Origin of the sequence: Neolewinella antarctica (genome assembly GCF_011927835.1) — a bacterium.
Taxonomy (GTDB): Bacteria; Bacteroidota; Bacteroidia; order Chitinophagales; family Saprospiraceae; genus Neolewinella; species Neolewinella antarctica.
The window spans coordinates 1,104,485-1,128,590 of record NZ_JAATJH010000001.1 but is presented as its reverse complement, the minus strand read 5'-3'; the positions used below and the strand labels follow the sequence as shown (position 1 = coordinate 1,128,590).

Genomic DNA, 24,106 nt, shown 5'->3' with positions numbered 1-24,106 from the left:
AGAGGCTGCTATCGCTAAAGCTGAGGCAGTGCCAACTACCGATCAAGTGGTGGAAATAGCAGCTACCGCCGAAGTTCAGGAAGCATCAACTGCCGAGCAAACGCCGAAAGTCGACGCGACGACTGAAGCTAAAGAAGCGCCAGCCACCGCCGATACTTCGGAAGCAACGGCTACTACGGATGACGAAGAAGTAGTTGCAGCCACTAATCCGTTGGAGACACCAACTGCCAACGACGTTTTAGAAGCATCGGATGATGCTGACAAGATTATCGACGGCGAAGATGACGCGAAGTAGATACCGATTTGATACGAAACTTGAAACGCTCCGTTGGCTCTGGCCGGCGGGGCGTTTTCTGTTCGGTACGGATTGCCCCAGTCAGATTTGGAAATTGTTATCCTGGTCGCAACGATAGGAAAGGGGCAGTGGACCGACGAAATGACGTAGCATTGATAGCTCGGGGCCACATCAGGCTGAGGCGGGACGGCGACAAGACGCCGCCCATCAGCTACCTTCACGTCATGCGTCAACAAATTGTCTTAGTCCTATTTACCCTGCTTCTTCCCACCTGCACGGCACCGGCGCCCGCGCCCGAGAAGGAAGCGCCCCAAAATCAATCACCCGTGCAAGATCCGCTGCGCCTGACGGAAGCAATGGCTACTCGCCTACTAGAGCTGCCCCTGGCGTGCATTCAACAGGAGTACCCGAACAAGCTCAACCAAACCGTCGGCGAAAAGGCGGATTTAGCAGAGCCAAGTATTCTTCATCCGTCGTTTTACGGTTGTTTCGACTGGCACAGCGCCGTGCACGGTCACTGGTCGGTCGTTGCGCTGCTGAAAGAATTTCCAAATCTGGAGCGTGCGGAGGACGCTAAGCGAATGCTACGAGAAAACCTCAGCGCGGCCAACGTAGCGCGGGAAGTGGTCTATTTTGACGGAGTGCACAACGGGAGTTATGAGCGCACTTACGGCTGGGCGTGGCTGTTGCAATTACGTCTGGAACTTAACGATTGGGAAGACGACCTGGCGCCGGAATTAGTAGCCAATCTGGAACCGCTGGTGGCGTTAATTGTGGACAAGTACGTCGCGTTCCTGCCCAAGCTGAATTACGCCATCCGAACTGGTGAGCACCCCAACACCGCCTTCGGGATGACCATGGCGTGGGATTACGCCGACGGCGTCGGTAGCGAGCCCCTGAAGTTTGCGGTGGAAGATGCGGCCAGGCGATTTTACCTGAATGACCGCGCTTGCCCGATGTCGTGGGAGCCGGGGGGCTTCGATTTTCTGAGCCCGTGCCTGGAAGAAATCAGGATCATGGCACGCGTCCTCGAGACCGAAGATTTTCACGCGTGGTTAGCTGCGTTCTTGCCCGCTTTGGTCGAGCCGGGCTACGACCTCGAAGTCGGGCTGGTAGCGGACCGGACGGATGGTAAGTTGGTTCACCTCGACGGATTGAATTTCAGCCGTGCGTGGGTGCTCTACGGGTTGGCGAGGCAGTATCCGAATGAGTACGCCCACCTGGTCGGTATAGCTAACAAACACGTCGAGTATTCACTGCCCAACCTGGTGGGTGATGGCTACGAGGGAGGGCACTGGCTGGGGAGTTTTGCGCTTTATGCGCTACGGTAGACAAGATGCTTGGCGTCCCCTGGTGGTGCGCGGACGTAGATGCAGTGTGGTCGCAAAAGCAGTGATGACGGGGTGGGAGTCATCGAGATGAAGGAAGCATCCGAGGCCTTCACCAAGTAGTTCGGCTTTTACGACTAACTCCTTACTACCTTTGTGGCGCTAAATTTAGGATGGATACGCCCCGCGTCGCTTAAATGTCATAACGAGTACCGACCGCCCGCGTCAGTAAACTTGACTGGCCGCAAGGAGTTTCCTCATACAATACTACCCCTACCGGGCTCTAAATCCGGACTTTAACCAGCCCGCCTCCATGACCCGTACCCCACCCGTCAAAAGGTTTTGGAGTTTGTTGAGCCAGTACCGCTCCGAACTTCGCACCATCTATATTTTTGCTATTCTGAACGGAGTCGTCAACTTGACGCTGCCTCTGGGCATCCAGGCCATCATTAACTTTATTCAGGCGGGGGAGGCAACTACCTCCTGGTTGTTTTTGGTGAGTGTCGTACTGGGGGGTATTGCGATCACCGGGGTTTTACAAGTACTGCAACTACGGATTTTGGAGAACGTGCAGCAAAATCTTTTTGCCCGTTCCGCCTTCGAATTCGCTTACCGATTACCGAAAATTAGTTACGTACAACTTGACAAAGTCCACGCGCCGGAACTGGCGAACCGGTTTTTCGATACGCTGACCATCCAAAAAGGCCTACCGAAGATCGTGATCGATTTCTCACTTGCGGCCTTTCAGATCGTTTTTGGCATGCTCGTGCTGGCCATTTACAGTCCGTACTTCATTATCCTAGCTATTTCGTTGGTGCTGATACTGTACGTGATCTTCGCCGTCACGGGGCCGAAGGGACTGGAAACAAGCATCAAGGAGAGTAAGTACAAATACCGCCTCGTCCACTGGTTAGAAGAAATTGCGCGCAACACCCGGACCTTCAAACTTAACTCCGGCAGCGACTTACACCTGCGGGAGACAGACACCATCGTCAAGGGCTACCTGAAAAACCGGGAATCTCACTTCCAGGTGATTCTCAACCAGTACCGGCTCTTCATCGGGTTTAAGGTGTTCATTGCCGCGGGGTTGCTCTTCCTGGGGGGCTATCTCGTTTTCGCGCAGGAGATGAACATCGGTCAGTTCGTGGCTTCTGAGATTATCATTATCTTGATCATCGCTTCCGTCGAGAAGATCATGCGCATCATCGACACGATCTACGACGTCCTCACCGCGCTCGATAAGATTGGCTACGTAACCGATTTGGAATTAGACACCGATGCCGGTAAGGCTGCCGTGGAAGCATCCGGACCAATCTCACTGCGCGCAGCCGAAATCGAATTTGCCTTCCCCGGCGACCGACGTAACGTGATCGACAATTTGTCGTTCGAGATCGCGGCGGGGGAAAAGGTCGTGCTGGAAGGAAAGTCCGGTAGTGGCAAGACCGTGTTGTTGCAGATCCTGGCGGGCATCTATCAGATCCAGGACGGGGAGTTCTACGTAAACGGTACCCCGCTCACCACCTATAACCGCGAGATGCTCTATCAGGAAATCGGTGTGGCTTACCCCACGAACCAGATATTTGAATCCACGCTGCGGGAAAACATTACGCTTGGGCGGGAAATAACCAGCGCCCGACTCACCGAAGTGCTGAGCTTGCTACAACTGAATGATTATCTTGAACACCAGCCGGAGGGTTTGGACAGTTACGTAGACAGTGGCGGTCGCCGCTTGCCCCGCGCCGTAATTCAAAAGATCATGATCGCCCGCATCATCATTACCGAACCGAAACTGTTACTACTGGAAGATCCGCTAATTTTCGTCGGGGAAACCGAATCCAACCGGATTATCGATTACCTGATGTCGCCCGAGCGGCCCTGGACGGTACTCGTCGTCTCCCACGACCCTTACTGGAAAGAACGCAGCAGCCGTATTTTTAACCTCGATAGCTACTGATCATGCTTAACATTTCGGAAAATTCAATCGACGAACGGGTCAAGTTACACGAGTTTGACTCCTTCAAGCTCATGCGTAGCGTGCACGCCGAAAAGTGGATACTCCTCGTGTTCGGCAGTCTCGTATTTATTATACTGGGCTGTCTGTTCGTGCCCTGGACGCAGAACATCAACGCGAAAGGATACGTCAACACGCGCGACCCCAGCCAGCGGCCGCAGGGAATGCAGGCGGTCATCCCCGGTCGGATTCAGGAGTGGTACGTACAGGAAGGAGATTTTGTGTACGCCGGTGACACGATCGCGCACCTCACTGAAATAAAGAGTGAGTACTTCGATTCCTCCCTCGTAGAACGGACGCGCGAGCAGATCGATGCCAAACTAACGGGCATCCAGGCTTACGATGATAAAAGCTCGGCGCTTAGTAATCAGTACAGCCAACTGGAAAGGGGCTTACTCTTGAAGCGAGAGCAGATTAGTAACAAGGCCCAACAAGCAAGAAATAAGATCACGATCGACAGCGCCGACTTGGTCGCGTTCGAGGCGAATTTGGAGATCGCGGAGAATCAGTTAGAGCGGTTCAAAGAAATGTACGATAAGGGCGTAAAGTCACTTACCGACTTTCAGGATAAAGAACTCAAAGTTCAGGAGACACGGGCAAAGGTTACCTCGCAGCGTAACAAACTGATGAACCAACGGCGTGAACTCACCAACGCCATCATAGAACAATCATTGGTGGAGCGGGAGTACGGAGAGAAGTTGGCCAAAGCAGATTCCGACCGGCAATCAGTGCTGTCTGCCCGGTCGGAGAGCGTCGGCGCTACGGCAAAACTAGAGAACCAGTACAGCAATTACGCCTTCCGCCAACAGTTCTACTACATTACCGCGCCGCAGGACGGTTACGTAACGAAAACAATGAAGAAGGGCCTGGGGGAGCTGATCAAAGAGGGCGACGATATTGCCACCATTGCCCCGACTGAGTTTGATCTCACGGTGGAGATGTTCGTCAAACCCCAGGATCTACCCCTCGTTAACATCGGGGAGGAAGCCCGGCTGCGGTTCGATGGTTGGCCGGCAATCGTCATCAGCGGCTGGCCGGAAGCCTCCACGGGCATCTTTACCGGGGAGGTGGTGGCCGTAGACCGCTTCATTAGCGAGAATGGCCAGTACCGGATTTTGATCAGCCCGATGAGTTCTAAGCGCTCCTGGCCAAAGGAGTTGAGGGTAGGGACGGGAGCCCAGGCGTTCGTCCTGCTGAACGACGTGCCGATCTGGTACGAATTATGGCGACAGTTGAATGGCTTCCCGGCGCAGTTTTACGATGAGGATGCAAAAGACGCGCCCAAAGAGCTCAAAAGGAAAGCTCCGGGGAAATCAATAAAGTGATATAAATATGCGGATTTTCCACGAGGAGAAAAGTATTCCCAATTGGCTAACGGTGTGCACCGTATACCGTAAAGTACTGCTGGGTACCGTCTTGTTGTTACTGGGTTCTCCCGTGCTGAGCGGTCAAACGGCCGCTAACGTCTTCAGCCTCGAAGAATTTCTGACCAGCGTCCAACTCCACCACCCCATCTCCCTCCAGGCTGATCTTCAGACCGACCGCGCCCGCGCGGAAATGCTAATGGCCCGGGGTAATCTCGATCCCGTTCTGGAGGCCGACTGGGCCCAGAAGGACTTTGACGATAAACTTTATTACCAGACCTACCAGAGTAAACTGCGCGTCCCGACCGTGTACGGCGTCGACGTCGTGGCCGGGTACGAGCAGACGGACGGAGTATTCCTGAACCCGGAGGAACAGACGGATGATCTCGGGCTGTGGCACGTCGGTCTGGAAGCCGATCTTCTGCAGGGCCTGATCGTTAACGAACGGCGCATCGCACTCGACCGGGCAGGGGTGATCCAGCAATTGAACGAGAACGAGCGACAAATCGCACTGAACGATTTGCTGTACGAAGCCAGCACGACTTACGTGGACTGGCAAAAGTTTTTCTACTACGAAGGAGTGCTGGATAGTAACCTCATTCTGGCCACCACCTACTTTGAAAGCACGCGGATTTCTTACGACAACGGTGAATACACCGCGATGGACACGCTGGAGGCCTTCATTCTTTTGCAAGACGCCCTGACCGAACTCCGGAAAAACGACGCCAAGCTCATCAAAGCGCAGCAAACCATGGAGAATTATTTGTGGTTCGACGGTACGCCACTGGAACTGCAACCGGGTATTATTCCATCGCCATTCGCGCTGGGGGTGCCCCTAGTCCTGGTCGACCCCACGGTTAACCTGGTGGCTACCAACCCGCTCATTAAATATTATTTAAACAAGCAGGAGGTCTACCAGATCGAGCAACGTCTTAAACGCGTCAAGGCGCGGCCGAAACTGAAGGTGAAGTACAATGCTTTGTTAGCGACGGGGGAAGAAAGTCTGCGGCCGAATTTCTCGTCGAATGACTTTAGGTGGGGGTTCGACTTTTCGGTGCCCCTGTTATTGCGTCAGGCGCGGGCGCAGGTGCAATTGGGGGAAATCAAAATCAGGGAGAATGGGCTTGAGCTACTGGCCAAACAGAACGAGCTCAACAATAAACTGCGGGCTAGTATCGACCAGATCGACGTACTGCGTGACCAGGTAGGCATCACGGAAGCGAATACGGTACGCTACCGCACACTACTGGGGTTAGAGAATACAAAATTCATCTACGGCGAAAGCTCCGTCTTTCTGCTCAACAAGCGGCAGGAAAAATACATTGAGGCGCAACTCAAGCTCATCGAACTCAAAGCGCAAATTCGCAAAGAATTGCTCAATTACCGCTTCCTGGCCAACGACCTGATCGAAGGCCTCCCGGAGAACTAGCGACCATCACTCCATCCAAATAACACCCCATGCGGCTTAGCCTCGAAGACTTTCAAACTACCGTTGAATTCCCCACGCACTGGGGGGATATGGATAGCGCCCGCCACGTGAACAACCTCGTTTACTTGAAGTGGGCCGAGACGGCGCGGGTGATCTACTTCGAAGCGATGAACATGAACACGGCGTTTGCCGGCGAAGGGACGGGGACCATCCTGGGCTGGCAGGACTGTAAGTACATTTTCCCGATGACGCACCCGGATACGGTCGTGGTGGGCGTAAGGACGTCCGAGATTCTCGAAGACCGGTTCACTTTACAGACGGCGGTCTTTTCCAAGAACCACGAGCGTATCGTAGCCGTCAGCCACCAAGTTATGGTGCCTTACAACTATTCGGAATTGCGCAAAGTAGCCATGCCGCAGGAGTGGATAGACGGAATTGAAAAGATCGAGTCCGCGGACTGGTTCGCCAAGCTGCAAGCTAGCTAGCAAAGTCGCCCGCGATTAGCAAGAAGCGGGTTTCGTGGGTAGCGAGAACGGCGCATCTTTACGGTATGGCACAGGAAGATTTATCAGCAGCAACCGGGGCACATAATTACGAGCGGATTGCGCGGGCCATTGATTACATACGCGCGAACTGCGACCGACAGCCAAGTCTTGAGGAGGTGGCTGCGCAGGCAAACGTGAGCCCGTTTCACTTTCAGCGACTGTTCCAATCCTGGGCCGGCGTCACGCCGAAGAAGTACCTGCAGTTCATCACGCTGGAGCGTACGAAAAGCCTGTTGGTTAAAGATCAGCTCCGACTATTCGACGTTGCTGAGCGCGCGGGTCTCTCCAGCCCCAGCCGGCTACACGATCTCTACGTGCGCATGACGCCGGCGGACTATAAGCGGGGCGGGGCGGGCCTGACGATCAGGTACACGCACCAAGCTACCGCGTACGGCAAGGCAATTATCGCCGCGACGAAGCGGGGCATCTGTTTCCTTTCCTTCCACGAACACGCCAGCGATGCGTTGGCGGCGCTAAGGGGTGAATTCCCCGCTGCTGTCCTACTCGACCGCCCTACCGAACTAACCCTACTAGCGTTGCGCGTACTTAATGGCACCGAATCACCGACGAAGCCGCTGGCGCTTTATTTGAAAGGAACGCCTTTTCAACTTAAAATCTGGCAGGCACTCCTGGCCATTCCGACCGGGGAGGTGCGTACCTACGGCGACGTAGCAAAAGCCATCGATCAACCGGGTAGCGCGCGTGCGGCAGGTACGGCGATCGGGAAGAACCCGGTGGCGATCCTGATTCCCTGCCACCGGGTAATTCGGGCGGACGGTGGCCTGGGTGGCTACCGGTGGTCGGAGGAGCGGAAGGCAAATATTTTGGGCCGGGAATGGGGGATGACCGTACGTGATTAGCTGATAAGTCGGTCTTCCTTAATGGCGAGTTGAGCTAGTCAGGCGCCCGGCAAGTTAAGCTTGCACTTCTAACTTACCCCGCACTCCCGATAGCTATCGGGATAGCGCCCCTTAATATTCCTTAACCATGTATTCGATCGCTCGCTCCAACTGTTCATCCCGGCCGGTGGCGATTTCACCTGGCATATTCTTAACTCGAATATCCGGCTCCGTCTGGTTATTCTCCATCCAGTCGCCATTGATATCCTTAGCGCTGACGGGGACGACGCCCCACACGGACCCGTCGGGCAGTAACTCCCAGCCGGCGAAGGAACAGGTGCCGGGCGTTGGCATACCGAGCGTCGGGCCGATTTTGAGGTCGGAGTAGCCCGCCGCGAAACAGTGGCCGTCGGAATACTGGGCTTCGTTGATCAGCGAAAGTGTCGGCTTCGTCCAGCGTGAAGTAGGCTCGCCGCCAACGACTTTGGCCTCCGTCGCGTAGGTGATGAACGGCACGCCGGTGAAAAACATCGCCAGGTCCGCCACCAAGTCGCCACCACCGTTGAAGCGCGTGTCGATGATCATCGCCTTACGGTCGCGGTACTTGCCGAGCATGTCCTCGTAGACGTCGCGGTACGGCCCGTCGCCCATGCCGGGGATGTGGACGTAGCCCAGCGTACCGCCGGATTTAGCGTCGACCTCATCCTGGTTAATCTTTACCCAACGTTCGTAGAGCAGTTTACTTTCGTCGCTGAGACTAATGGGTTTTACCGTGATGGTCTGGCTCTTTTTTGTGGTGGGGTCGAGTATGTTAAGCAGCGTGAAGTCGCCGGCTTTCCGGTTCAAATAAGTAGCTACGTCACGGTCCGGCGTCACGGGCGTTCCATCGATGGACTCGATGATCGATCCGGCCGCAACGTTGAAAGCGGAGCGGTCCAGTGGTCCACCGTCGATGACTTCGGCGATTTTAATGCCGTCGCCGGTGTACGCGTAATCCAGGAAAATGCCGAGGGAAGCCGTGGCGTCGGGGTTGTTAAACCCTTGTGGTCGGTAACGGGCGCCGGCGTGCGATACGTTCAACTCGCCGAGCATCTCGGAAAGCATCTCCGTGAACTCAAAAGCATTACCGATGGAGGGGAGGTACTTCGTGTACTCCTCCTGCATCTTGGCCCAGTCGACGCCGTGAAAAGTAGGCTCGTAGAAGATGGCCTTCGTGCGGAGCCAGACGTGGTCGAACATCGCCCGGCGCTCCGCGGCTACGTCGTATTCCATCTCGCCTTTGATCTTAACGGCGGTTTTTTTGCTTTTGTCCAGGTCGATCTTCGAGATGGTTCCGCCCGCCAGGAGGTAGAGGTTTTTCATCTCCTTATCCCACGCCAGGCTACCGTTTTTGCCGATCTTCATTTCCATCTTGGTGGCCTTAGTCCGTAGGTTAGTTGACCACAGATTGGCTTCTTTTTCAAAGGTTGCGAGGTAGTAGAGCTTTTCCCCGTCTTTAGAAAGCACGGCGTCGCCGAGCCGCGAAGAGTGAATGGTGAGCCGCTTCGTCCGGTCTTCCATGTTTTTCCAGTCGAAAGTCAGGGAGTCGACCTGGGTAGAGTCCTTTTTGCTTTTTGTGCTCTTGTCTTCCGTTTTTCCTTTTGTCTTCTTCTTAGCGCGCTCCGTCGCGGTGGAGTCCGCTGCCGTTGGTTTGTTAGCTTCGGTGACTGCTTTGGAAAGCTTGAATTCTTCGTCCGTCAGGTTGAATTTATCCCACGCTTCCTGCGTAAAAAACATGGAGTAGACGTCCTGCTCCGACCGCCCGCTGGTGGCGTACGACTTCAGTCCGTCGCGGTTACTGAACCAGATCATCTGCGCGCCCATGTTCGCCCACTTCGGCTGAGAATCGTAGTAGCCGCTTTCGGTCAGGTTGACGCGTTTACTGCCGTCGGCCTTCATGAGCAAGACCTCGCTGTTATTCAACAGCACGTCCCACTCGACGAGTAGCCAGTCGCTATCCGGGCTCCAGGTGAAGTACTTGTCGCCGTCGCTCATGGAAAAAAGTTCTTCCGCGTCGAGCAGGGTCACCGTTGCGCCGGTGCTATCGACGTTGCGGACTTTGATTGATCGCCGGTCTTCCACCCAGGCCATTTTCTTGCCGTCGGGAGAGTACTTGACTAGATAATTGTCGCTGTCATTCTCCAGAACGGGGCTTTCTTTCGTGAGGGTCGCCGCGTAGAAAAACGGTTCTTCTTTGCGCGTCTTTACGTTCTTGTAGGTGCTCCAGGTGCCGCCCGATTCCCGGGCGTAGACGACGGATTTTCCGTCCGGCCCCCAGGTGACGAAGCGTTCCTGTTCTGGTGTGTTAGTAAGGCGCTTGGTGAAAGACTCGTCCACGGAGGTAACGAATACTTCGCCACGGGTGATGAAGGCGATTTCCTTGCCGCTGGGCGAGACTTCCATTTCGGTGATCTTGCCGCTGACGGTGACGTACTTATCGCGGTTACTGACGTCCTGGGTAATGATCTCCACGGCGACTTTTGCGGGCGTTTCTCCCTCGCGCATCGTGTACAGTTGGCCATCGTAGCCAAAACTCAGCGTGCCATTATCCGCGCGGCTCAGGAAGCGGACGGGGTGAAGGTCGAAGTCGGTGAGCTGGGTAGCTTCACCGGTTCCATCAGCAGCCATTTTCCAGACGTTGTAAGTGCCGCTGCGTTCGCTCAGGAAGTAAAGCGTGCCGTCCGCAGCGGGGATTGGCTGGCGGTCTTCCGCGATGTGGGTCGTCAGTTGCGTGTGCGTTTTCGTGGCCGCGTCGTACCGCCACAAATCGCGGGCAATAGAAGAGACGTGGTGCTTGCGGTATTCGTCTTCCCCACCTTTTTTATCGTGGTAATAAAAACTCGTTCCGTCGGGGCCGTACCGGACGTATTCCGCCGGGACCGTCAAAATCTGATCGACGCGGCCGCCACCGAACGGCACCGCATAAAGCTCGGATTGGGAGCGGTGGGGAAATTGCCGGTGCTGCACGTCGTCCTGCCGGAGCGCGCCGAAGACTACGCTTTCACCGTCGGGCGAGAAAGTATAGGGCATTTCGTCGTTGGAGTGGAAGGTCAGGCGCGTGGCCATGCCGCCGGTCGCGGGCATCGTAAAGACGTCGAAGTTGCCGTAGCGGTTGCTGGCGAAGGCGATCGTGCGGCCGTCCGCGCTGTAGATAGCGCCGTAATCGTGGGCCTCGTGGTAGGTGAGTTGGGTGGCGCGGCCGCCGGTTACCGGTACGCGGTACAGGTCGCCCTTGTGGGTGAACGCGATCTGGCTGCCGTCGGGGGAGATAGTGGAGTGGCGGAGCCAGGTGGCGTTGCTCTGGGCGCTCACACCTAGTGACATAAGCAGGCTACAGGCAAGTAGGATTAGGCGCATATCGGGGGCGTTGGATAGTGGTTGTTAGTACGGTAAGATAGGAATATTAGTGGCCTTAGCTCAATAAATTGGGCGCCCCGATAGCTATCGGGGCGGGTGCCAGAAAATAGGGTAGGCAAGTAAACTGGGCGCAACCTCAGGAATAAACTGTCTCCCTCGCTGTTACCCTGCAGAAATCGACCGCCAGTCCATTAGTTCGATACCGAGTTCGGTGATCAAGGAATGGCTGGCTGCGGAGAGTAGGAAGTCATGGTCGATTTCCCGCCACGCAGCACCAAAATTCGGGTGATCGACCGTGATGGCCCGCATTTCCGCTGAATTAATGGCGGGGTGGACGAGCAAAATATTCAGCCCATTGGGGAGATTCTTCAGCACGGATCGGTAATGAGCGACAATCCCCCTTCGCTGAAACTGAGCGAACGTGGCTAGGTGGACATGGTCGACCAGGGTTTCGGAACCTAGCGGAACTATCCTTTGGTGGTTATTCCTGACGTGCCGCAACAGTCCCTGACTCAGTTGAACGGGCAGACCAAATTCACGCCCCAAGCGGCGGTAAATATCCAAGAAATCCTGTCTAGCTCCCACGCTGTACATGTGCGAGTCGAGGTGGGTAGGCTGGAGACCTAGCTTTAGTGCATAATTAATCTGTGCCCGTAGCTCAATTTCTACTTCCTCGGAAGCGGCGTACTCTGCTAGCTGGTCCCGCGTCCTGAAGAAGTGGCCGTATTCGTCAACGAGCGAAGGTACCGACCCGGCACCCGCCACCGGGCCAAACCGATAATTGTGCCACTCACAAGTTAACGTCAGGTGGATGCCGGCGTCGTGGTGTGGGTGGGCATTGGCGATTCTCACCATATCGTAAGCCCAGGCGCAAGGCATCATGATGCTGTAGGAGGTGCAGACCCCTTCCTCGACGGCCCGGAGGGTAGCTTCGTTGTGCGCCTGACTTAGGCCGGCGTCGTCGGCGTGGATGATCAGTTTTTTCATACTACCGTAAACCTACGCGAAAGATTGCGTTACCAAGAGTTACGCTGCCCGACCAATCAAAAAGCCCCCCGTCCAGGCCGCCTGAAAATTGAATCCACCCGTAATCGCGTCGATGTCCAATACTTCCCCGGCCAGGAAGAGGGTGGGGTGGACCTTCGAGCGAAACTCCCGGAAGTCTACCTCCCGTAAGTCCACGCCACCGGCGGTAGTAAATTCTTCCTTGTTCGTGCTTTTTCCGGCGACGTTGAAGCGGGCGGCGGTTAGCTGGTCGGTGAGGGCTTGGAGCTGTTTTTTAGTTAAGTCGGCCCACTTTAGTTCGGGAGCGATGCCGGCCGCGTCGACGAGCGATTTCCAGAGGCGGGCGGGTAAGTCGAAGTAGGCGCGGGTGCTGACCTGGCGTTTAGCTTCGCTTAGCTTCAGTGCGTTGAGCTTTTCCATTACGTCGACGGGTCGTTGGGCGAGCCAGTTGACGACCAGGGTGAAGTTGTATTTACTCGGTGCTAAATCCCGCGCACCCCATGCGGAAAGGCGAAGTACTGCCGGGCCACTCAGGCCGCGGTGGGTGATCAGTAGCGGACCGTCGGCCTTCAGTTTGTCACCTTCGATGTGGAGCTGGGCCCAGGGCAGGGAGACGCCGGAGAGGTCGCGCAGCCGGGTGTCCTTCGTGTTGAAGGCGAACAGGGACGGAACGGGGTCGATCAGGTTGTGACCAATTTTGGCGAGGAGTTTCCAGACGGTCGGGTTGCTACCGGTGGTGATGATGAGCCGGTCGGCGGTTAGTTCTCCGGCACTGGTACGGATGGTCCATTTTCCGTCCGGGGAAGGCGCTTCGAGGTCGGTGAACTTCGTTTTTGTAAGGACCTTGATGCCCTTCGCCTTCGCCGTGTTCCAGAGGCAGTCGATGATACTCTGCGAGGTGTCGGACGTTGGGAAGATCCGTCCGTCTTCTTCGATTTTGAGCGGTACACCCCGGTCTTCGAACCAGCCCATCGTATCTCCGCAGGCAAAGTTGTTGAAGGGGCCAAGCAGTTCCCGGCCGCCCCGGGGGTAGAATTTCGCGAGGTCGCGCGGGTCCCAACACGCGTGGGTGACGTTGCAGCGGCCGCCGCCGGAAATACGGACTTTTTCGAGGACCCCCTTGCCACGTTCGAGGATGGTTATTTGTTCGTCCGGGTGGTACTCGGCGCGTTGGATGGCGGTGAAGAAGCCGGCGGCTCCGCCGCCGATGATTAGGGTTTGGGTTGGCATTTGGCGAAGTTACGGTAGGCTCCGTCCCGGTAGCTATCGAGATGCCGGAAGATGGGGAGAAAATGATGTGCGATATGCGAATCTCGATATGCGATATTTGAGGTAGCTACCGCACGGCTCTGCCGTCCAAACTTCCTCGGCACCTGCGGCCACGCCCAACATAACTTCATCTTCCTCCTATACCTCCTCCCCTTCCTCTGGAAACGCCGAAGGCAAAACCCGACTAACCAAAACCAAAGAAACCAACCCACAAACCATAGCAAATGTCCGAAAAGGAAAATCAACCGGATACTCCAAATAAGCCGGCAACCCGAGCGTAGCATCCCCACCCCCAAACCGCAGAAATCCAGCAACCAAGAAACCCGCCAAAGCCCCGTGCCGGTTAGCTTTAGGGTCGAACAGCGCGCAGACCAGCGCCGGAAACAACAGACAGTAAACGAAGTCCGAACAAAGAAACCAGAGCTCGTAAACACTCTGTACCTGAAACGCAATCAACGTAGCGGCGACGCCCACGATCCAGATGGTCCGCTGAATCAGTTTGGCGAGTTTAGAATCCGACAAACTCGGGTCTACCAGCGGCCGGTAAACGTTCCAAACGCCCATGCTCGAAGCACTCAGGACCGAACTATCCACGCTCGACATTACGGCCGCCGCCACCGCGCCCAAGCCAATTACCGCCACCCATTCATTCGTCAAATACCGGACCACCCAGGGTAGGGTTGCGCTGGCGTCAATCGGTGCACCAGCCTCCGTTACCGACCAGTCGACCGTCGCCGACACCATCCCGATCAGTACCGGCGCGACGGCCGCGAGCACGCACACCACACCCGCAACGAGACTCAACCACACGGCCGAATTTTCATCCCGCGCGGAAAGGACCCGTTGAAAATAGACTTGCCACGGGATGCCGCCGAAAACGAGTAACAATGCGTAATCCCACCACGTCCAGTACGAATCGCCCAGTGCTTCCCGGCTGGGCAGCAGACTGGCTGCGGCGCCAAATTTGTCCTGATAAGCCGCGTAGGTTACCGAAAGGCCGCCCGTGTATTCGAGCGCCAACGGGACGATCATGGCCAGGCCGACGAACAGAATAATCAACTGCACTACGTCCGTCATCGCCACCGCCCACAGGCCACCGATGGCGGTGTACGCAACGGCAATCGTGGCGGAGAGCAGAATGGCGGTTTCCAGGTCGATGTTGAGAACGGTGCCGAACGTTGCCCCGAGCGCCGTGAGGATGGCGGCCGTCCAGAAAAGCTCGCCGGTGAGGGCGGGGAGGAACAGCAGCGCGGTCATCCGCTTTCCGTACTTTTCCGCGAGCGGATCGAGCATCGTGCAGTAATTTCGCCGCCGCATCGTCCGGGCGAAGAACAGGCCACCGATGACCAACGACAGCGCGTAACCCCACGGCGCCTGCACCCAGATGAGGCCGGAGGTGGCCGTCATCTCCGCCGTCCCGTTGATGAACCCGCCGCCGACCCAGGTGGCCGACATAGTAAAGATGCCGATCCACACGGGCACGCCCCGGCCGGCGAGCATCATGGCGTCGGCATCATTCTTGCCCGTTTCCTTTTTCTTTCCTGCGAGGATGCCGACGTAATAGACGATGGCGTAAAAGACGGACATGCTGGCGAAAGCGGGCCAGTTGACGTCGTTATCCGTAAAAAAGGCCAGGTAGCCGGCGGTCAACCCTAGGAGGCCAAAAAGGAGAAGTAAGGGGCGCAAATTTTTGGGGGTGTATTTTGGTGGGCGAAGTTAAGGATTAGGTGGTAGGAAGAGAGGCGGTAGGCGGTAGGCAGTAGGCAGTAGGCAGTAGGCAGTAGGCGGTAGGCGGTAGGCGGTAGGCGGTAGGGCTGCCGCATGTCTCGGCGAAAACACGCGGCAGCCCTACCGCCTACCGCCTACCAGTCTACTCGCCTACCGCCTACCGCCTACCAGTCTACTCGCCTACCGCCTACCGCCTAATACCCTACCGCCTACGTACCTTCGAAGCCTAACCAGCAGTAAATCTCCCGCTACTAAATCATCAAACCCCGCCCGCATGCAAAAACTAGCCGCCTGGTCCGTCCACATCTTTACCGCCTCTGGCTTGCTCGCTGGCTTCATGGGTTTACTGGCGGCCGTCGACGGGGACTACCGAATGGCGATGTTCTGGATGCTGGCGACGCTGGTAATCGACGGGGTTGACGGTACGTTCGCGCGCATGGCCAACGTGCAGGAAGTATTGCCAGACGTGAGTGGCAAGCAGATCGATTACGTGATTGATTTTTTCACCTACGCCATCTTGCCGGCCTACCTGTTTTGGGTAGCGATCGACATGCCGGATACCCCACGCTTGCTAGGGAGTTTCGCGATGCTGCTGTCGGCGGCGATTTACTACGGGCTGGAGGGAATGGTGAGTGCGGACGGGAAGCATTTCGTGGGGTTCCCGGTGCTGTGGAACATGGTGGTGTACGTGCTTATCTTCGTGACGCCAGATTTGGCGTGGCCGCTGGTGCTGGGTTTTGTCGTGCTGCTGGCCGTGTTACACTTTGTGCCGATCCTGGTGCCTTACCCCAGCCGGGGCGGGCGGTGGTGGGTGCTGACCATTGTGAATACGGTGGCCTTCATCGTGTTGGCGGCGGTGAATGTGTGGTATTACCCGGAACCGGTGGCCTGGGCACGGTGGGCGACGCTGGTTACGGTAGTGTACTACACTGTACTAACCGTAATGGATACGGCAACCGTACGCAGAAAATAAAGTGTCCCCCCCAAAATCTCGCACGGGATGGATCGGTAGCTGCGCCGCACTTTCCCGTTAGCGAACTACCAGAGAGGAAATTCCGATCGTCCGCCCGAAACGGGCCTCGATGGTGTAGACACCCGGCGACAAGCCAGCTAACGAAACGGTCCGACTGATTGCACGAGCGGCTGCAATAACCGGGATCGTCCGGAGCGTGCGCCCCGTCACGTCTCGTACATAAAAGTGTCCGCTGGAATTCGCGGGAAGGCTGATGTCAACCGTGACCGAACCGCTGGCTGGGTTCGGAGAAAGCCCCAGGGGAGTCAACGCTCGGTCCGGTGCGAAAACTGACGTGAGCTCATCCTTAATGATGGCTACGCCCTCGACTTGGTCGGAGGCCGCATAAACCCGACCACTCGCTCCGGCGTGGAGCGGACCGATCAGGATCGCTCCCGGAAGGAGGTCTTTTGCAATAATTTCCTCGGTGACCCGACTCCCGTCGTACCCTTTCACCGTACCGTTGAATCCTTGCTCCGAGCCCCAAATGACGCCATCGTTGCTGATGTCGAAACCGAAGAAGGCAATACGTGAAGTAAACACTTCCCGCGCTACGTTGCGTTCAAATTCCTCGCCACGAAATACGTGAACACTACCGAATGCGGTGGCGACGTACATCGACCCGTCGGGGTGGTCCGCCAGGAAGATGGGCGACGTGACTTCCGTCCGCTCGGTAAAGCCACCCGCCGCCGTGTAGGAATAGAGCGTGGCCGGCTTGATGAAGTACAGGGTACCATCCGCCCGGAATTCCATCTCAGAAATTCTGGTGAGTCCTGCTGGCAGGCCGGCGGTATTTCCGGCGCTCACGACGTTGCTATCGTAAGCAAATACACCCCCTTCGTTGAGAAAGTGAAGAACGCCCGCGGGGTCAAAGGCCAAATGAAAGGCCGTGTCGGTCAGTACTTGTTCCCAGGCGTCGTCAACCCTTCGGAAAATTCCCTCCTCACGAGCAGCTACGTAGAGTAAGCCGTCCGGACCGGCTACGATGTGATCCACGCAACCCCGGCAAAGGGTATCGATCGGTGACCAGGTCATGCCGTCAAATTCGAGCATGGCGTGGTCGAGCCGTCCCGGGCCAAAGTAGCGGTAGGATAAGTAGGCGGTGCCATCTTCCAGTTCGGCAAATTCCAGGAGAGACGGACTATTTATGACCTCGCTGAGGTCATAAGTTTCGTAGGTTACGTCCTGCCCCACGAGTGATGGACAAAGGCAAAGTGAGAGTAGGGCGAGGTACAAATATTTCATGAAGTTGCATTTTGATTATTGAGTAGGTCTGCTCAAATGTAAGCGTAATGCTAAGAAGCGCCCATCACGTCCGGTCCCATAAAACTGCACGGACTAATTCGTGGGAACTCAAATTAGTGGCTGACCCAGGGTGAGGGAACCGCGGCATCCTAACGTTCAGCTAACTTCCGTAATCCCCTGGGTTAATTAGTGCGGCAAAAATTTCTCGATAACCCGGTCTCACTTTATCGCAAACCCATTTTACAGCTCACTAATCCGCACCTTCCGCTTCTTCAGCTTAGTATTATTCAACAACGCGACCAGCGCCTCCGCCTTCTTAGCGGGGACGCCTACAAAAGCACAGTCAGCCAGGAGCTCAATGACCCCGAGCTCCTTTTTCTCTAAGCCACCCTGCTTGAAAAACAGCCCGGCCAGGTCGCCCTTAGAAATTTTGTCCTTACGGCCGCCGGAAACGTAAAGCGTCGTCCATTTAGAATTCTCGACGGGGTGGGGTAGGAGGGGGAGGTCCATCTCCTCCGCGCCGACGATGAAGTCGGGGAGGTCGTGTTCGGCGTAACGAAGGACGTAGGCCGTCCCGTTGGCGTGCATCCGCGCAGTGCGGCCGTTGCGGTGGGTGAACTCCGCTTCGCGCAAAGGGATTTGGTAGTGGATGATGAAGTCGAGCTCCGGCACGTCGATGCCCCGCGCGGCGAGGTCGGTAGCCAGCAGGATGCGGTGGGTGCCATTCCGAAATTTGATCAGCGCGCGTTCCCGCTCCGTCTGTTCCAGCCCGCCCATGAATATGCCGTAGTCGATACCGCGGCTGTCGAAAAAGTCGGCGACGAAGGCGAGCGTTCCCTTGACGTTGCAGAACACAATGCCCCGGCCGTTGCCAGTTTCGCCGAGGACTTTTTCCAGGGCATCCAACTTATCTTTTTGGTCCGAAACCGCCGAGACCAGTTTCAGTTGGTTACCGCGCGTCCCCAGGTAGTCGATCGTCATTGGCGCGCGGAAGCGCATGAAGTCGGGGATGTCTACTTCGTTGGTGGCGGAGGTTAGCACCTTTTTGCGGACATTGGGCAAGTCGTTGACGATCTGCCGCATCTCCTTTTCAAAACCCGTTTCCAGAGATTTGTCGAACTCGTCCAGGACGAGGAATTTGATCCGGCGCGGGTCGAATGCTTCCCGCCGCAGGTGATCCGCCACGCGACCGGGCGTACCGATCAGGATCGCCGGCGGGTTTTTCATGTCCTGCCGCTCCTTCGAGCCGGGCCGGCCGCCGTACACCGAGAACACCCGGTAGCCGCTGCCCATCTCCCGCAGCACCTGTTCGATTTGGATCGCCAGCTCCCGACTGGGGACCAGCACGAGTGCCTGGATCATTTCCTCCTTCGAACTCAATTGGTTCAAAATTGGGAGTAAAAACGCCAGCGTCTTGCCCGTCCCGGTTGGTGACAGGAGAATTACTTCGTCTTCGTGGATGATGGCTTTCCTGGCTTCCAGTTGCATGGGGTTGAGCGCCGCGATGCCGAGTTTGGCCAGGATTTCTGATTGGGATTTCATGGGGCGAAAGTAGGCGTTTAATTGCTTGGTAAACGTATCGGGTTTGGGGCGCGGTCCCGATAGCTATCGGGAGTGCGGGGAAGATTGGTCCGCAGCAAAGTTTGGTGGTGCTCGTAAAAGCAATCGGGATCGTCAAGTAAAGCAACGTCGATTCAACCACGCCTACCGGCCCGGGTTCGTACTGGCTCGGTCAACCCACGGGTACCCCAAACAAATCCCTCCCTACCTTTGTCTTCTACCCAAACCCTTCGGCCTCCATGATCGAACTGCCCGTCGCCAACGCCCGCCCCCAAGCTGAACCCATCACCCCGCCCGCCAAGGCGAAAACAAAGCGTACTAAAAAGCCCGATTGGCTCCGCGTAAAACTCCCCATCGGCCCCGACTACAAGCGCGTCCGCGCCCTCGTCGACGAGTACAAGCTCAACACGATCTGCCAGTCCGGCAACTGCCCGAACATGGGGGAGTGCTGGGGGGCCGGCACGGCCACTTTCATGATCCTCGGCAACACCTGCACCCGCTCCTGCTCTTTCTGCGCCGTCAAAACGGGCCGCCCCACGGAGTACGACGTCGACGAGCCCCGCCGCGTCGCCGAAGCCATTGACCTCATGCAAGTCAAGCACGCCGTCCTCACCTCCGTCAACCGCGACGAACTAAAAGACCGGGGCGCGGAAGTCTGGTACCAAACCGTCGTACAAATCAAGGAACGCACGCCCAACACGACCATCGAAACCCTCATCCCCGACGTTCGCGGCAACTGGGACGCCCTCTACCGCATGATCGACGGCGGCCAGGAAGTCGTGAGCCACAACATGGAGACGGTTAGAGAATTGTACCGCAAGGTGCGCCCGCAGGGGAAGTACGACCGCAGCCTCGAAGAGCTCCGCCGCATCAAGGAATACGGCAAGCGTACGAAAACGGGTTTCATGGTCGGCCTCGGCGAGACGGAAGCGCAAGTGGAGCAAATCCTTAAGGACCTGATCGCCGTCGGCGTCGACGTAGTCACCATCGGCCAGTACCTCCAGCCCACGCAAATGCACTTGGCGGTTGATTCTTTCGTTACGCCAGACACCTTTGCGCACTACAAAGCGATGGGAATGGATATGGGCTTCGATTTCGTGGAAAGCGGCCCGTTGGTGCGGAGTTCTTACCATGCGGAGCGGCATCTGTAGTTGCAATGCTATTAGACTGCTCTAGGTCATAATTTTAGTATGGATCAATATTGGTGGGGACAAATTCGATAAATAATTTTCTATTTATTAACCTAACCATTCCGTTACCTTTTCCATAACTCGATCGACGTTATTTTTGTCCATCAAAGTGATAAGATTTGACTCTTTACCATCTTTTAGGTGAAGAGTAATTGCGTAGTATTTAGTCCTAATTTGATTAGAGGTCGTAGTAAATTCGCTCAGCTTAATATCCGCTATGTTATCTCTGCTGTAGCTTCGAGGTTGACGGGCTTTTATTGGTGTAGGCAGTGGCCCATAATTGAGTTCTATTCTCTCGGGAGACAATTCTATTTTTTGCTTGCCAGTAGCGATGAGTAACCCAAAGTATAACATCACTATACCTATTATTGCGATAATTATTTCTACAAGCCCTGTACTTCCAGGTCCCAACACCGTCAAATAAATTGCGGCTCCGCCAATTAATGCTAAAAAAAATCCTGCAACATATGGCTGTGATTTAGTAATAATATTGGTTTCTCCCACCTTGTTAAATTGAAGTTTTTCTGAACTTGCCGCAACAGTATTTTGGAGTGCCATGTGATAAATTTTTCTATACAAATATAGCTGATCTAAGATTAAGTTTTAGCTAGTACCTCTAGAGTTCTATGAAGTGGAGCCAAAGTCAACCAACCCCCATCCACACCCTGGTCTGGCTCCGCATCGCGATGGGGCTGTTAGGCGCCGGCGACATCCTCGGCAACGGAATTTATTACCACTGGCACCTCGATGCCTTTCGGGGGTTCACCTTTCGCTATTACGGTTTTGAGTGGGTGCAGCCACTGCCGGAGCCGCTGCTTTCGCTCTTTTTCGTGGTTGGTTTTTTACTCGGCATCGCCGTCGCACTGGGCTGGCGATTCAGGTGGACGGCGCCGCTGTTCGCGCTGTTCTTCAGCTACTTATTTTTTCTCGAGAAAGCACATTACCTCAACCACGCCTACCTGTTCATGGTGCTGACCTGGCTGCTCTGCCTCACGCCGGCCTGGCGCGAGTTCTCACTGGACGTGCGCAGGAATCCGGCGGATTGGTCACCGGTGGCGCCGGCGTGGAGCGTGTATCTTTTTCCGGCCCTGATGGGGGTTGTCTACTTTTTCGGGGGTGTCAACAAGATCAACCACGATTGGCTCATCGAGGCGATGCCGATGCACATGTGGCTCAGTAACCGGAGTGAGATGCCGGTTCTCGGTCCGCTATTCGCACAGAAAATTACGGCATACGTGATGTCCTGGGGTGGAATGTTACTGGACCTGACGGCGGGTTTCATGCTGATTCACAAGCGGTTACGGTGGTTAGCTTTGGCGCTGCTGTTCTTCTTCCACGCTACGAATCACCTGATCTTCAACATTGGTATTTTCCCGTATTTAAGTATGGTACTCACCAGCTTATTTTTTGCCCCCGACTGGCCAAAACGTGCCGTAGATTGGGTCGCGGACAATTCCCGTTGGGCCTGGGCGCGGACGCAGGTGCGGGGTTGGCGCAGCGAGTGGCGGAGAATATTGGCTAGCCGACCGGCTGCTAACCAAAGTACCGGTGCGAGAAAGTTCTGGCAAACGGAACCGACGTACCGGCTCCCCCTGGCCGTTGTGCTTGTGCTCTTGTTCGTAGTCCAGTTGGCCCTACCGCTGCGTAACCACTTCTTCAGCAACGACGTCAACTGGACGGAAGAAGGCCACCGCTACAGTTGGCGCATGATGCTGCGCAGCAAACAGGGGTACGGAAAATACCGCGTTACTGACTTACGGTCCGGCGAAGAATTCAGGATTAACCCCGCCGATAGCCTCAACCACAAGCAGTACCGCAAGATGGCCACTCACCCGGACATGATCCTCCAGTACGCCCACCACCTCCGCGACCAGTACGCCGAGCGGGGCCGGAACGTCGCGATCTATCCGGATTTTGTCGTCCGCCTCAACGGCCGCGACCGACAACAATTCCTCGACCCCACGGTAGACCTCGCCAGGATCGAATGGACCTGGGGCGAAAAGAACTGGATTCTCCCGGAAGAAAAGGAATAGCCACCGCTCGATTTCCGAAAGCTGGCCTGCTATTAAATCCGAACTTGCCTACCGCCTACTCGCCTACCACCTACCGCCTAAAAACCCCATCACCCGTCCCAATTCAATCAGGACAACAATACCCATCGACCAGGTATCGTACGACGACAACCTACCTTCACCCCCACAATGCCGAAATCGCTTTTCACCTTCTTTCTGTTTCTCCTGTTTTTGGCCGTCCAGACAACCGTCCTGCAGCGTTGTGCTACGCCTACCGCCCCCACCGGCGGTCCACCCGATACGATTGGCCCCCGGCTCGTACTGGAAGAATCGACCCCCAACTTTCAGACAAACTTCCGTCCGGAAGAAATCGTACTGACGTTTGACGAGTGGGTGAACATCGACAGTAAGCAACCCATCCTGATTTCTCCCCCGCTGGAACTAGGTGAGGATAACCAGCCCCAACTCCGCCGCCGCAGCTTGGTGATCAATTTGGAGGGAATGGAGTTAAGGGACAGCGTAACCTACGTCGTTAACATCGACGCGGCCATCAAAGACCTCAACGAAGGCAACCCTACGGAAAACCTGCGCTTCGTTTTCGCGACCGGCCCCGTGCTCGATAGCGCCTCGGTTTCCGGCACGTTGGCGAGCGATTATTCCGGAGAGCCGCTTGAAAACGCCACCTTCACGCTCTTTAGTAACCTCGCCGACACGGCGGTCACGACCGAGAACCCCACTTATTTTGCCCAGACGGATGAAGACGGGCGGTTTACCGTGTATAACGTGCGGCCGGGCGTGTACCGCGCCGTAGCGCTGCAACGTAATCCTTCGGCGACCAACTATTTCTTCGACTTAAAGGGTTACGCCCAACCCCAAGCGGCGGGCTTCGTCGATAGCTTGATCACCGTTACCGACGGTAGCAATCGGGTCGGTACGATCCGAATTTCACCCATCCTACGGCCCGTGCGCGTCAATGCCGTAGACACCAGCATTAACGGGGCCGTTAGACTGACGATGAACCAGAAAGCGGAACTCGTCGACGTAGGGTACGCCGGCGTGTACGAGCGCAGGAATGAAATCGATACGCTAGTACTTTTTTACCGCAACCCGGAAGCCGATACGCTTTTCATCGGTCGCAACGGCGTGAGTTCTGACACGGTCGTTCTGGACGGCCAAGCGGTCACGGGGACCCGGCCGTTCCGCGTTCGTACCGGCCCGGCAAGCCGTGTTTTTACCGGGCGGGGCGTGCAAATTCTCTTCGACCGTCCGCTCCAATTGCTGGATACCAGCCGGGTGGTTCTCTTACGGGATACCTTCCCCGAACCAGTAGCTTTCCGTTATGTCATCGACAGCGCCGATGCCGGTGTGCTAACGCTCGAATCTGGCTATCAAGTGGATTTTCGGTACGCAGTCACCTTACTCCCCGGTGCCCTTACGGATTGGAATGGCAACACCAACCAGGACACCATCCGCCAGCGATTCATCGCCGATAATCCGGAGAACTACGGAACGTTAACACTGACGATTCAAAATCTGATTCCCTCGGAAAATTACATCCTGCGTCTTCTTAAAAAGGACGAGATCATGGTGGCCACTTTCCGCTACATTGAAGCCCGGTTTGAATACCAAGCCATCTATTCCGGGCTAACCCCGGGGGAGTACACCGCGGAACTACTCTACGATTCCAACAAAAATCGTCGTTATGACTCCGGCGACTTTCTCTTCGGCCTACAACCCGAAGAAGTCCGGCGGTTTGACATCGAGCCGTTGCGCGCGAATTGGGAAGTTGAGAAAACAATCGTGGTAGATTTTGACGACCCGAATTCGCCGGAAGTTGAAGAAAACTAATCTCACTCCACGGCCGCCAATTCTGATAAA

17 protein-coding genes are annotated in these 24,106 nt (G+C 55.9%); 10 read left to right on the top strand and 7 right to left on the bottom strand.

All coding sequences use genetic code 11. The features are described 5' to 3' along the window. The first annotated feature begins 519 nt into the window (after positions 1 to 519). The 6 genes from GGR27_RS04515 (at position 520) to GGR27_RS04490 (ending at position 7,832) form a co-directional block, all read left to right on the top strand. Positions 520 to 1,626 carry a DUF2891 domain-containing protein gene (locus GGR27_RS04515; protein ID WP_168036185.1) on the top strand — a complete coding sequence of 369 codons (1,107 nt, stop codon included), beginning with the start codon at positions 520 to 522 and terminating at the stop codon, positions 1,624 to 1,626. Between the two features lie 310 nt (positions 1,627 to 1,936). Further along, entirely contained in the window at positions 1,937 to 3,577 is a 1,641-nt protein-coding gene (locus GGR27_RS04510) for a peptidase domain-containing ABC transporter (RefSeq protein ID WP_168036184.1), read from the top strand. Between the two features lie 2 nt (positions 3,578 to 3,579). Beyond that, positions 3,580 to 4,959 carry an HlyD family secretion protein gene (locus GGR27_RS04505; protein WP_168036183.1) on the top strand — a complete coding sequence of 460 codons (1,380 nt, stop codon included), beginning with the start codon at positions 3,580 to 3,582 and terminating at the stop codon, positions 4,957 to 4,959. A 7-nt stretch (positions 4,960 to 4,966) separates the two neighbouring features. Next, the gene (locus GGR27_RS04500; protein WP_168036182.1) at positions 4,967 to 6,427 is read left to right on the top strand and encodes a TolC family protein; all 1,461 of its coding nucleotides are present in this window, start codon (positions 4,967 to 4,969) and stop codon (positions 6,425 to 6,427) included. Positions 6,428 to 6,456: 29 nt separating this feature from the next. Continuing rightward, positions 6,457 to 6,912: an acyl-CoA thioesterase gene (locus GGR27_RS04495; protein WP_168036181.1), complete on the top strand. Its 456-nt coding sequence runs from the start codon at positions 6,457 to 6,459 to the stop codon at positions 6,910 to 6,912. A 65-nt stretch (positions 6,913 to 6,977) separates the two neighbouring features. Continuing rightward, positions 6,978 to 7,832, top strand: coding sequence for a bifunctional transcriptional activator/DNA repair enzyme AdaA (locus GGR27_RS04490; RefSeq protein ID WP_168036180.1), 855 nt, complete (start codon positions 6,978 to 6,980; stop codon positions 7,830 to 7,832). Positions 7,833 to 7,943: 111 nt separating this feature from the next. Here GGR27_RS04490 and GGR27_RS04485 read toward each other — a convergent pair whose 3' ends face one another. From GGR27_RS04485 to GGR27_RS04470, 4 genes are all read right to left on the bottom strand, one after another. Further along, complete coding sequence (locus GGR27_RS04485; RefSeq protein WP_168036179.1) at positions 7,944 to 11,207, bottom strand: S41 family peptidase; 3,264 nt, start codon at positions 11,205 to 11,207, stop codon at positions 7,944 to 7,946. A gap of 162 nt (positions 11,208 to 11,369) precedes the next feature. Next, complete coding sequence (locus GGR27_RS04480) at positions 11,370 to 12,194, bottom strand: polysaccharide deacetylase family protein (protein ID WP_168036178.1); 825 nt, start codon at positions 12,192 to 12,194, stop codon at positions 11,370 to 11,372. Between the two features lie 39 nt (positions 12,195 to 12,233). After that, entirely contained in the window at positions 12,234 to 13,442 is a 1,209-nt protein-coding gene (locus tag GGR27_RS04475; protein ID WP_168036177.1) for a BaiN/RdsA family NAD(P)/FAD-dependent oxidoreductase, read from the bottom strand. A 177-nt stretch (positions 13,443 to 13,619) separates the two neighbouring features. Further along, positions 13,620 to 15,167, bottom strand: coding sequence for a sodium:solute symporter family protein (locus tag GGR27_RS04470; protein WP_168036176.1), 1,548 nt, complete (start codon positions 15,165 to 15,167; stop codon positions 13,620 to 13,622). Positions 15,168 to 15,483: 316 nt separating this feature from the next. Here GGR27_RS04470 and GGR27_RS04465 point away from each other — a divergent pair, with 316 nt between their 5' ends. After that, positions 15,484 to 16,182, top strand: coding sequence for a CDP-alcohol phosphatidyltransferase family protein (locus GGR27_RS04465; protein WP_168036175.1), 699 nt, complete (start codon positions 15,484 to 15,486; stop codon positions 16,180 to 16,182). A 57-nt stretch (positions 16,183 to 16,239) separates the two neighbouring features. On the opposite strand, the gene GGR27_RS04460 is transcribed toward GGR27_RS04465, so the two are convergent. Together GGR27_RS04460 and GGR27_RS04455 are read right to left on the bottom strand one after the other, a co-directional pair. Next, a complete protein-coding gene (locus GGR27_RS04460; RefSeq protein ID WP_168036174.1) occupies positions 16,240 to 17,466 on the bottom strand; it encodes a T9SS type A sorting domain-containing protein in 1,227 nt (408 codons plus the stop codon). Between the two features lie 240 nt (positions 17,467 to 17,706). Next, complete coding sequence (locus tag GGR27_RS04455) at positions 17,707 to 19,008, bottom strand: DEAD/DEAH box helicase (protein ID WP_168036173.1); 1,302 nt, start codon at positions 19,006 to 19,008, stop codon at positions 17,707 to 17,709. A 257-nt stretch (positions 19,009 to 19,265) separates the two neighbouring features. Here GGR27_RS04455 and lipA point away from each other — a divergent pair, with 257 nt between their 5' ends. Continuing rightward, positions 19,266 to 20,177 carry a lipoyl synthase gene (gene lipA, locus GGR27_RS04450; protein ID WP_168036172.1) on the top strand — a complete coding sequence of 304 codons (912 nt, stop codon included), beginning with the start codon at positions 19,266 to 19,268 and terminating at the stop codon, positions 20,175 to 20,177. Between the two features lie 87 nt (positions 20,178 to 20,264). On the opposite strand, the gene GGR27_RS04445 is transcribed toward lipA, so the two are convergent. Beyond that, positions 20,265 to 20,774: a hypothetical protein gene (locus GGR27_RS04445; protein ID WP_168036171.1), complete on the bottom strand. Its 510-nt coding sequence runs from the start codon at positions 20,772 to 20,774 to the stop codon at positions 20,265 to 20,267. 68 nt (positions 20,775 to 20,842) lie between these two features. On the opposite strand from GGR27_RS04445, the gene GGR27_RS04440 reads away from it, so the two are divergent. Both GGR27_RS04440 and GGR27_RS04435 read left to right on the top strand, forming a co-directional pair. After that, complete coding sequence (locus GGR27_RS04440) at positions 20,843 to 22,249, top strand: HTTM domain-containing protein (RefSeq protein WP_168036170.1); 1,407 nt, start codon at positions 20,843 to 20,845, stop codon at positions 22,247 to 22,249. A 168-nt stretch (positions 22,250 to 22,417) separates the two neighbouring features. Beyond that, a complete protein-coding gene (locus GGR27_RS04435; RefSeq protein ID WP_168036169.1) occupies positions 22,418 to 24,076 on the top strand; it encodes an Ig-like domain-containing protein in 1,659 nt (552 codons plus the stop codon). Positions 24,077 to 24,106 lie beyond the last annotated feature (30 nt).

What these genes read in the sequence shown, in the direction of transcription:
- GGR27_RS04475 (WP_168036177.1), bottom strand. Translation starts at nt 13,442, where the DNA reads ATGCCAACCCAAACCCTAATCATCGGCGGCGGAGCCGCCGGCTTCTTC.
- GGR27_RS04485 (WP_168036179.1), bottom strand. Translation starts at nt 11,207, where the DNA reads ATGCGCCTAATCCTACTTGCCTGTAGCCTGCTTATGTCACTAGGTGTG.
- GGR27_RS04435 (WP_168036169.1), top strand. Translation starts at nt 22,418, where the DNA reads ATGCCGAAATCGCTTTTCACCTTCTTTCTGTTTCTCCTGTTTTTGGCC.
- GGR27_RS04515 (WP_168036185.1), top strand. Translation starts at nt 520, where the DNA reads ATGCGTCAACAAATTGTCTTAGTCCTATTTACCCTGCTTCTTCCCACC.
- GGR27_RS04455 (WP_168036173.1), bottom strand. Translation starts at nt 19,008, where the DNA reads ATGAAATCCCAATCAGAAATCCTGGCCAAACTCGGCATCGCGGCGCTC.
- GGR27_RS04490 (WP_168036180.1), top strand. Translation starts at nt 6,978, where the DNA reads ATGGCACAGGAAGATTTATCAGCAGCAACCGGGGCACATAATTACGAG.
- GGR27_RS04495 (WP_168036181.1), top strand. Translation starts at nt 6,457, where the DNA reads ATGCGGCTTAGCCTCGAAGACTTTCAAACTACCGTTGAATTCCCCACG.
- GGR27_RS04500 (WP_168036182.1), top strand. Translation starts at nt 4,967, where the DNA reads ATGCGGATTTTCCACGAGGAGAAAAGTATTCCCAATTGGCTAACGGTG.
- GGR27_RS04440 (WP_168036170.1), top strand. Translation starts at nt 20,843, where the DNA reads ATGAAGTGGAGCCAAAGTCAACCAACCCCCATCCACACCCTGGTCTGG.
- GGR27_RS04445 (WP_168036171.1), bottom strand. Translation starts at nt 20,774, where the DNA reads ATGGCACTCCAAAATACTGTTGCGGCAAGTTCAGAAAAACTTCAATTT.
- GGR27_RS04465 (WP_168036175.1), top strand. Translation starts at nt 15,484, where the DNA reads ATGCAAAAACTAGCCGCCTGGTCCGTCCACATCTTTACCGCCTCTGGC.
- GGR27_RS04510 (WP_168036184.1), top strand. Translation starts at nt 1,937, where the DNA reads ATGACCCGTACCCCACCCGTCAAAAGGTTTTGGAGTTTGTTGAGCCAG.
- GGR27_RS04505 (WP_168036183.1), top strand. Translation starts at nt 3,580, where the DNA reads ATGCTTAACATTTCGGAAAATTCAATCGACGAACGGGTCAAGTTACAC.
- GGR27_RS04460 (WP_168036174.1), bottom strand. Translation starts at nt 17,466, where the DNA reads ATGAAATATTTGTACCTCGCCCTACTCTCACTTTGCCTTTGTCCATCA.
- GGR27_RS04480 (WP_168036178.1), bottom strand. Translation starts at nt 12,194, where the DNA reads ATGAAAAAACTGATCATCCACGCCGACGACGCCGGCCTAAGTCAGGCG.
- lipA (WP_168036172.1), top strand. Translation starts at nt 19,266, where the DNA reads ATGATCGAACTGCCCGTCGCCAACGCCCGCCCCCAAGCTGAACCCATC.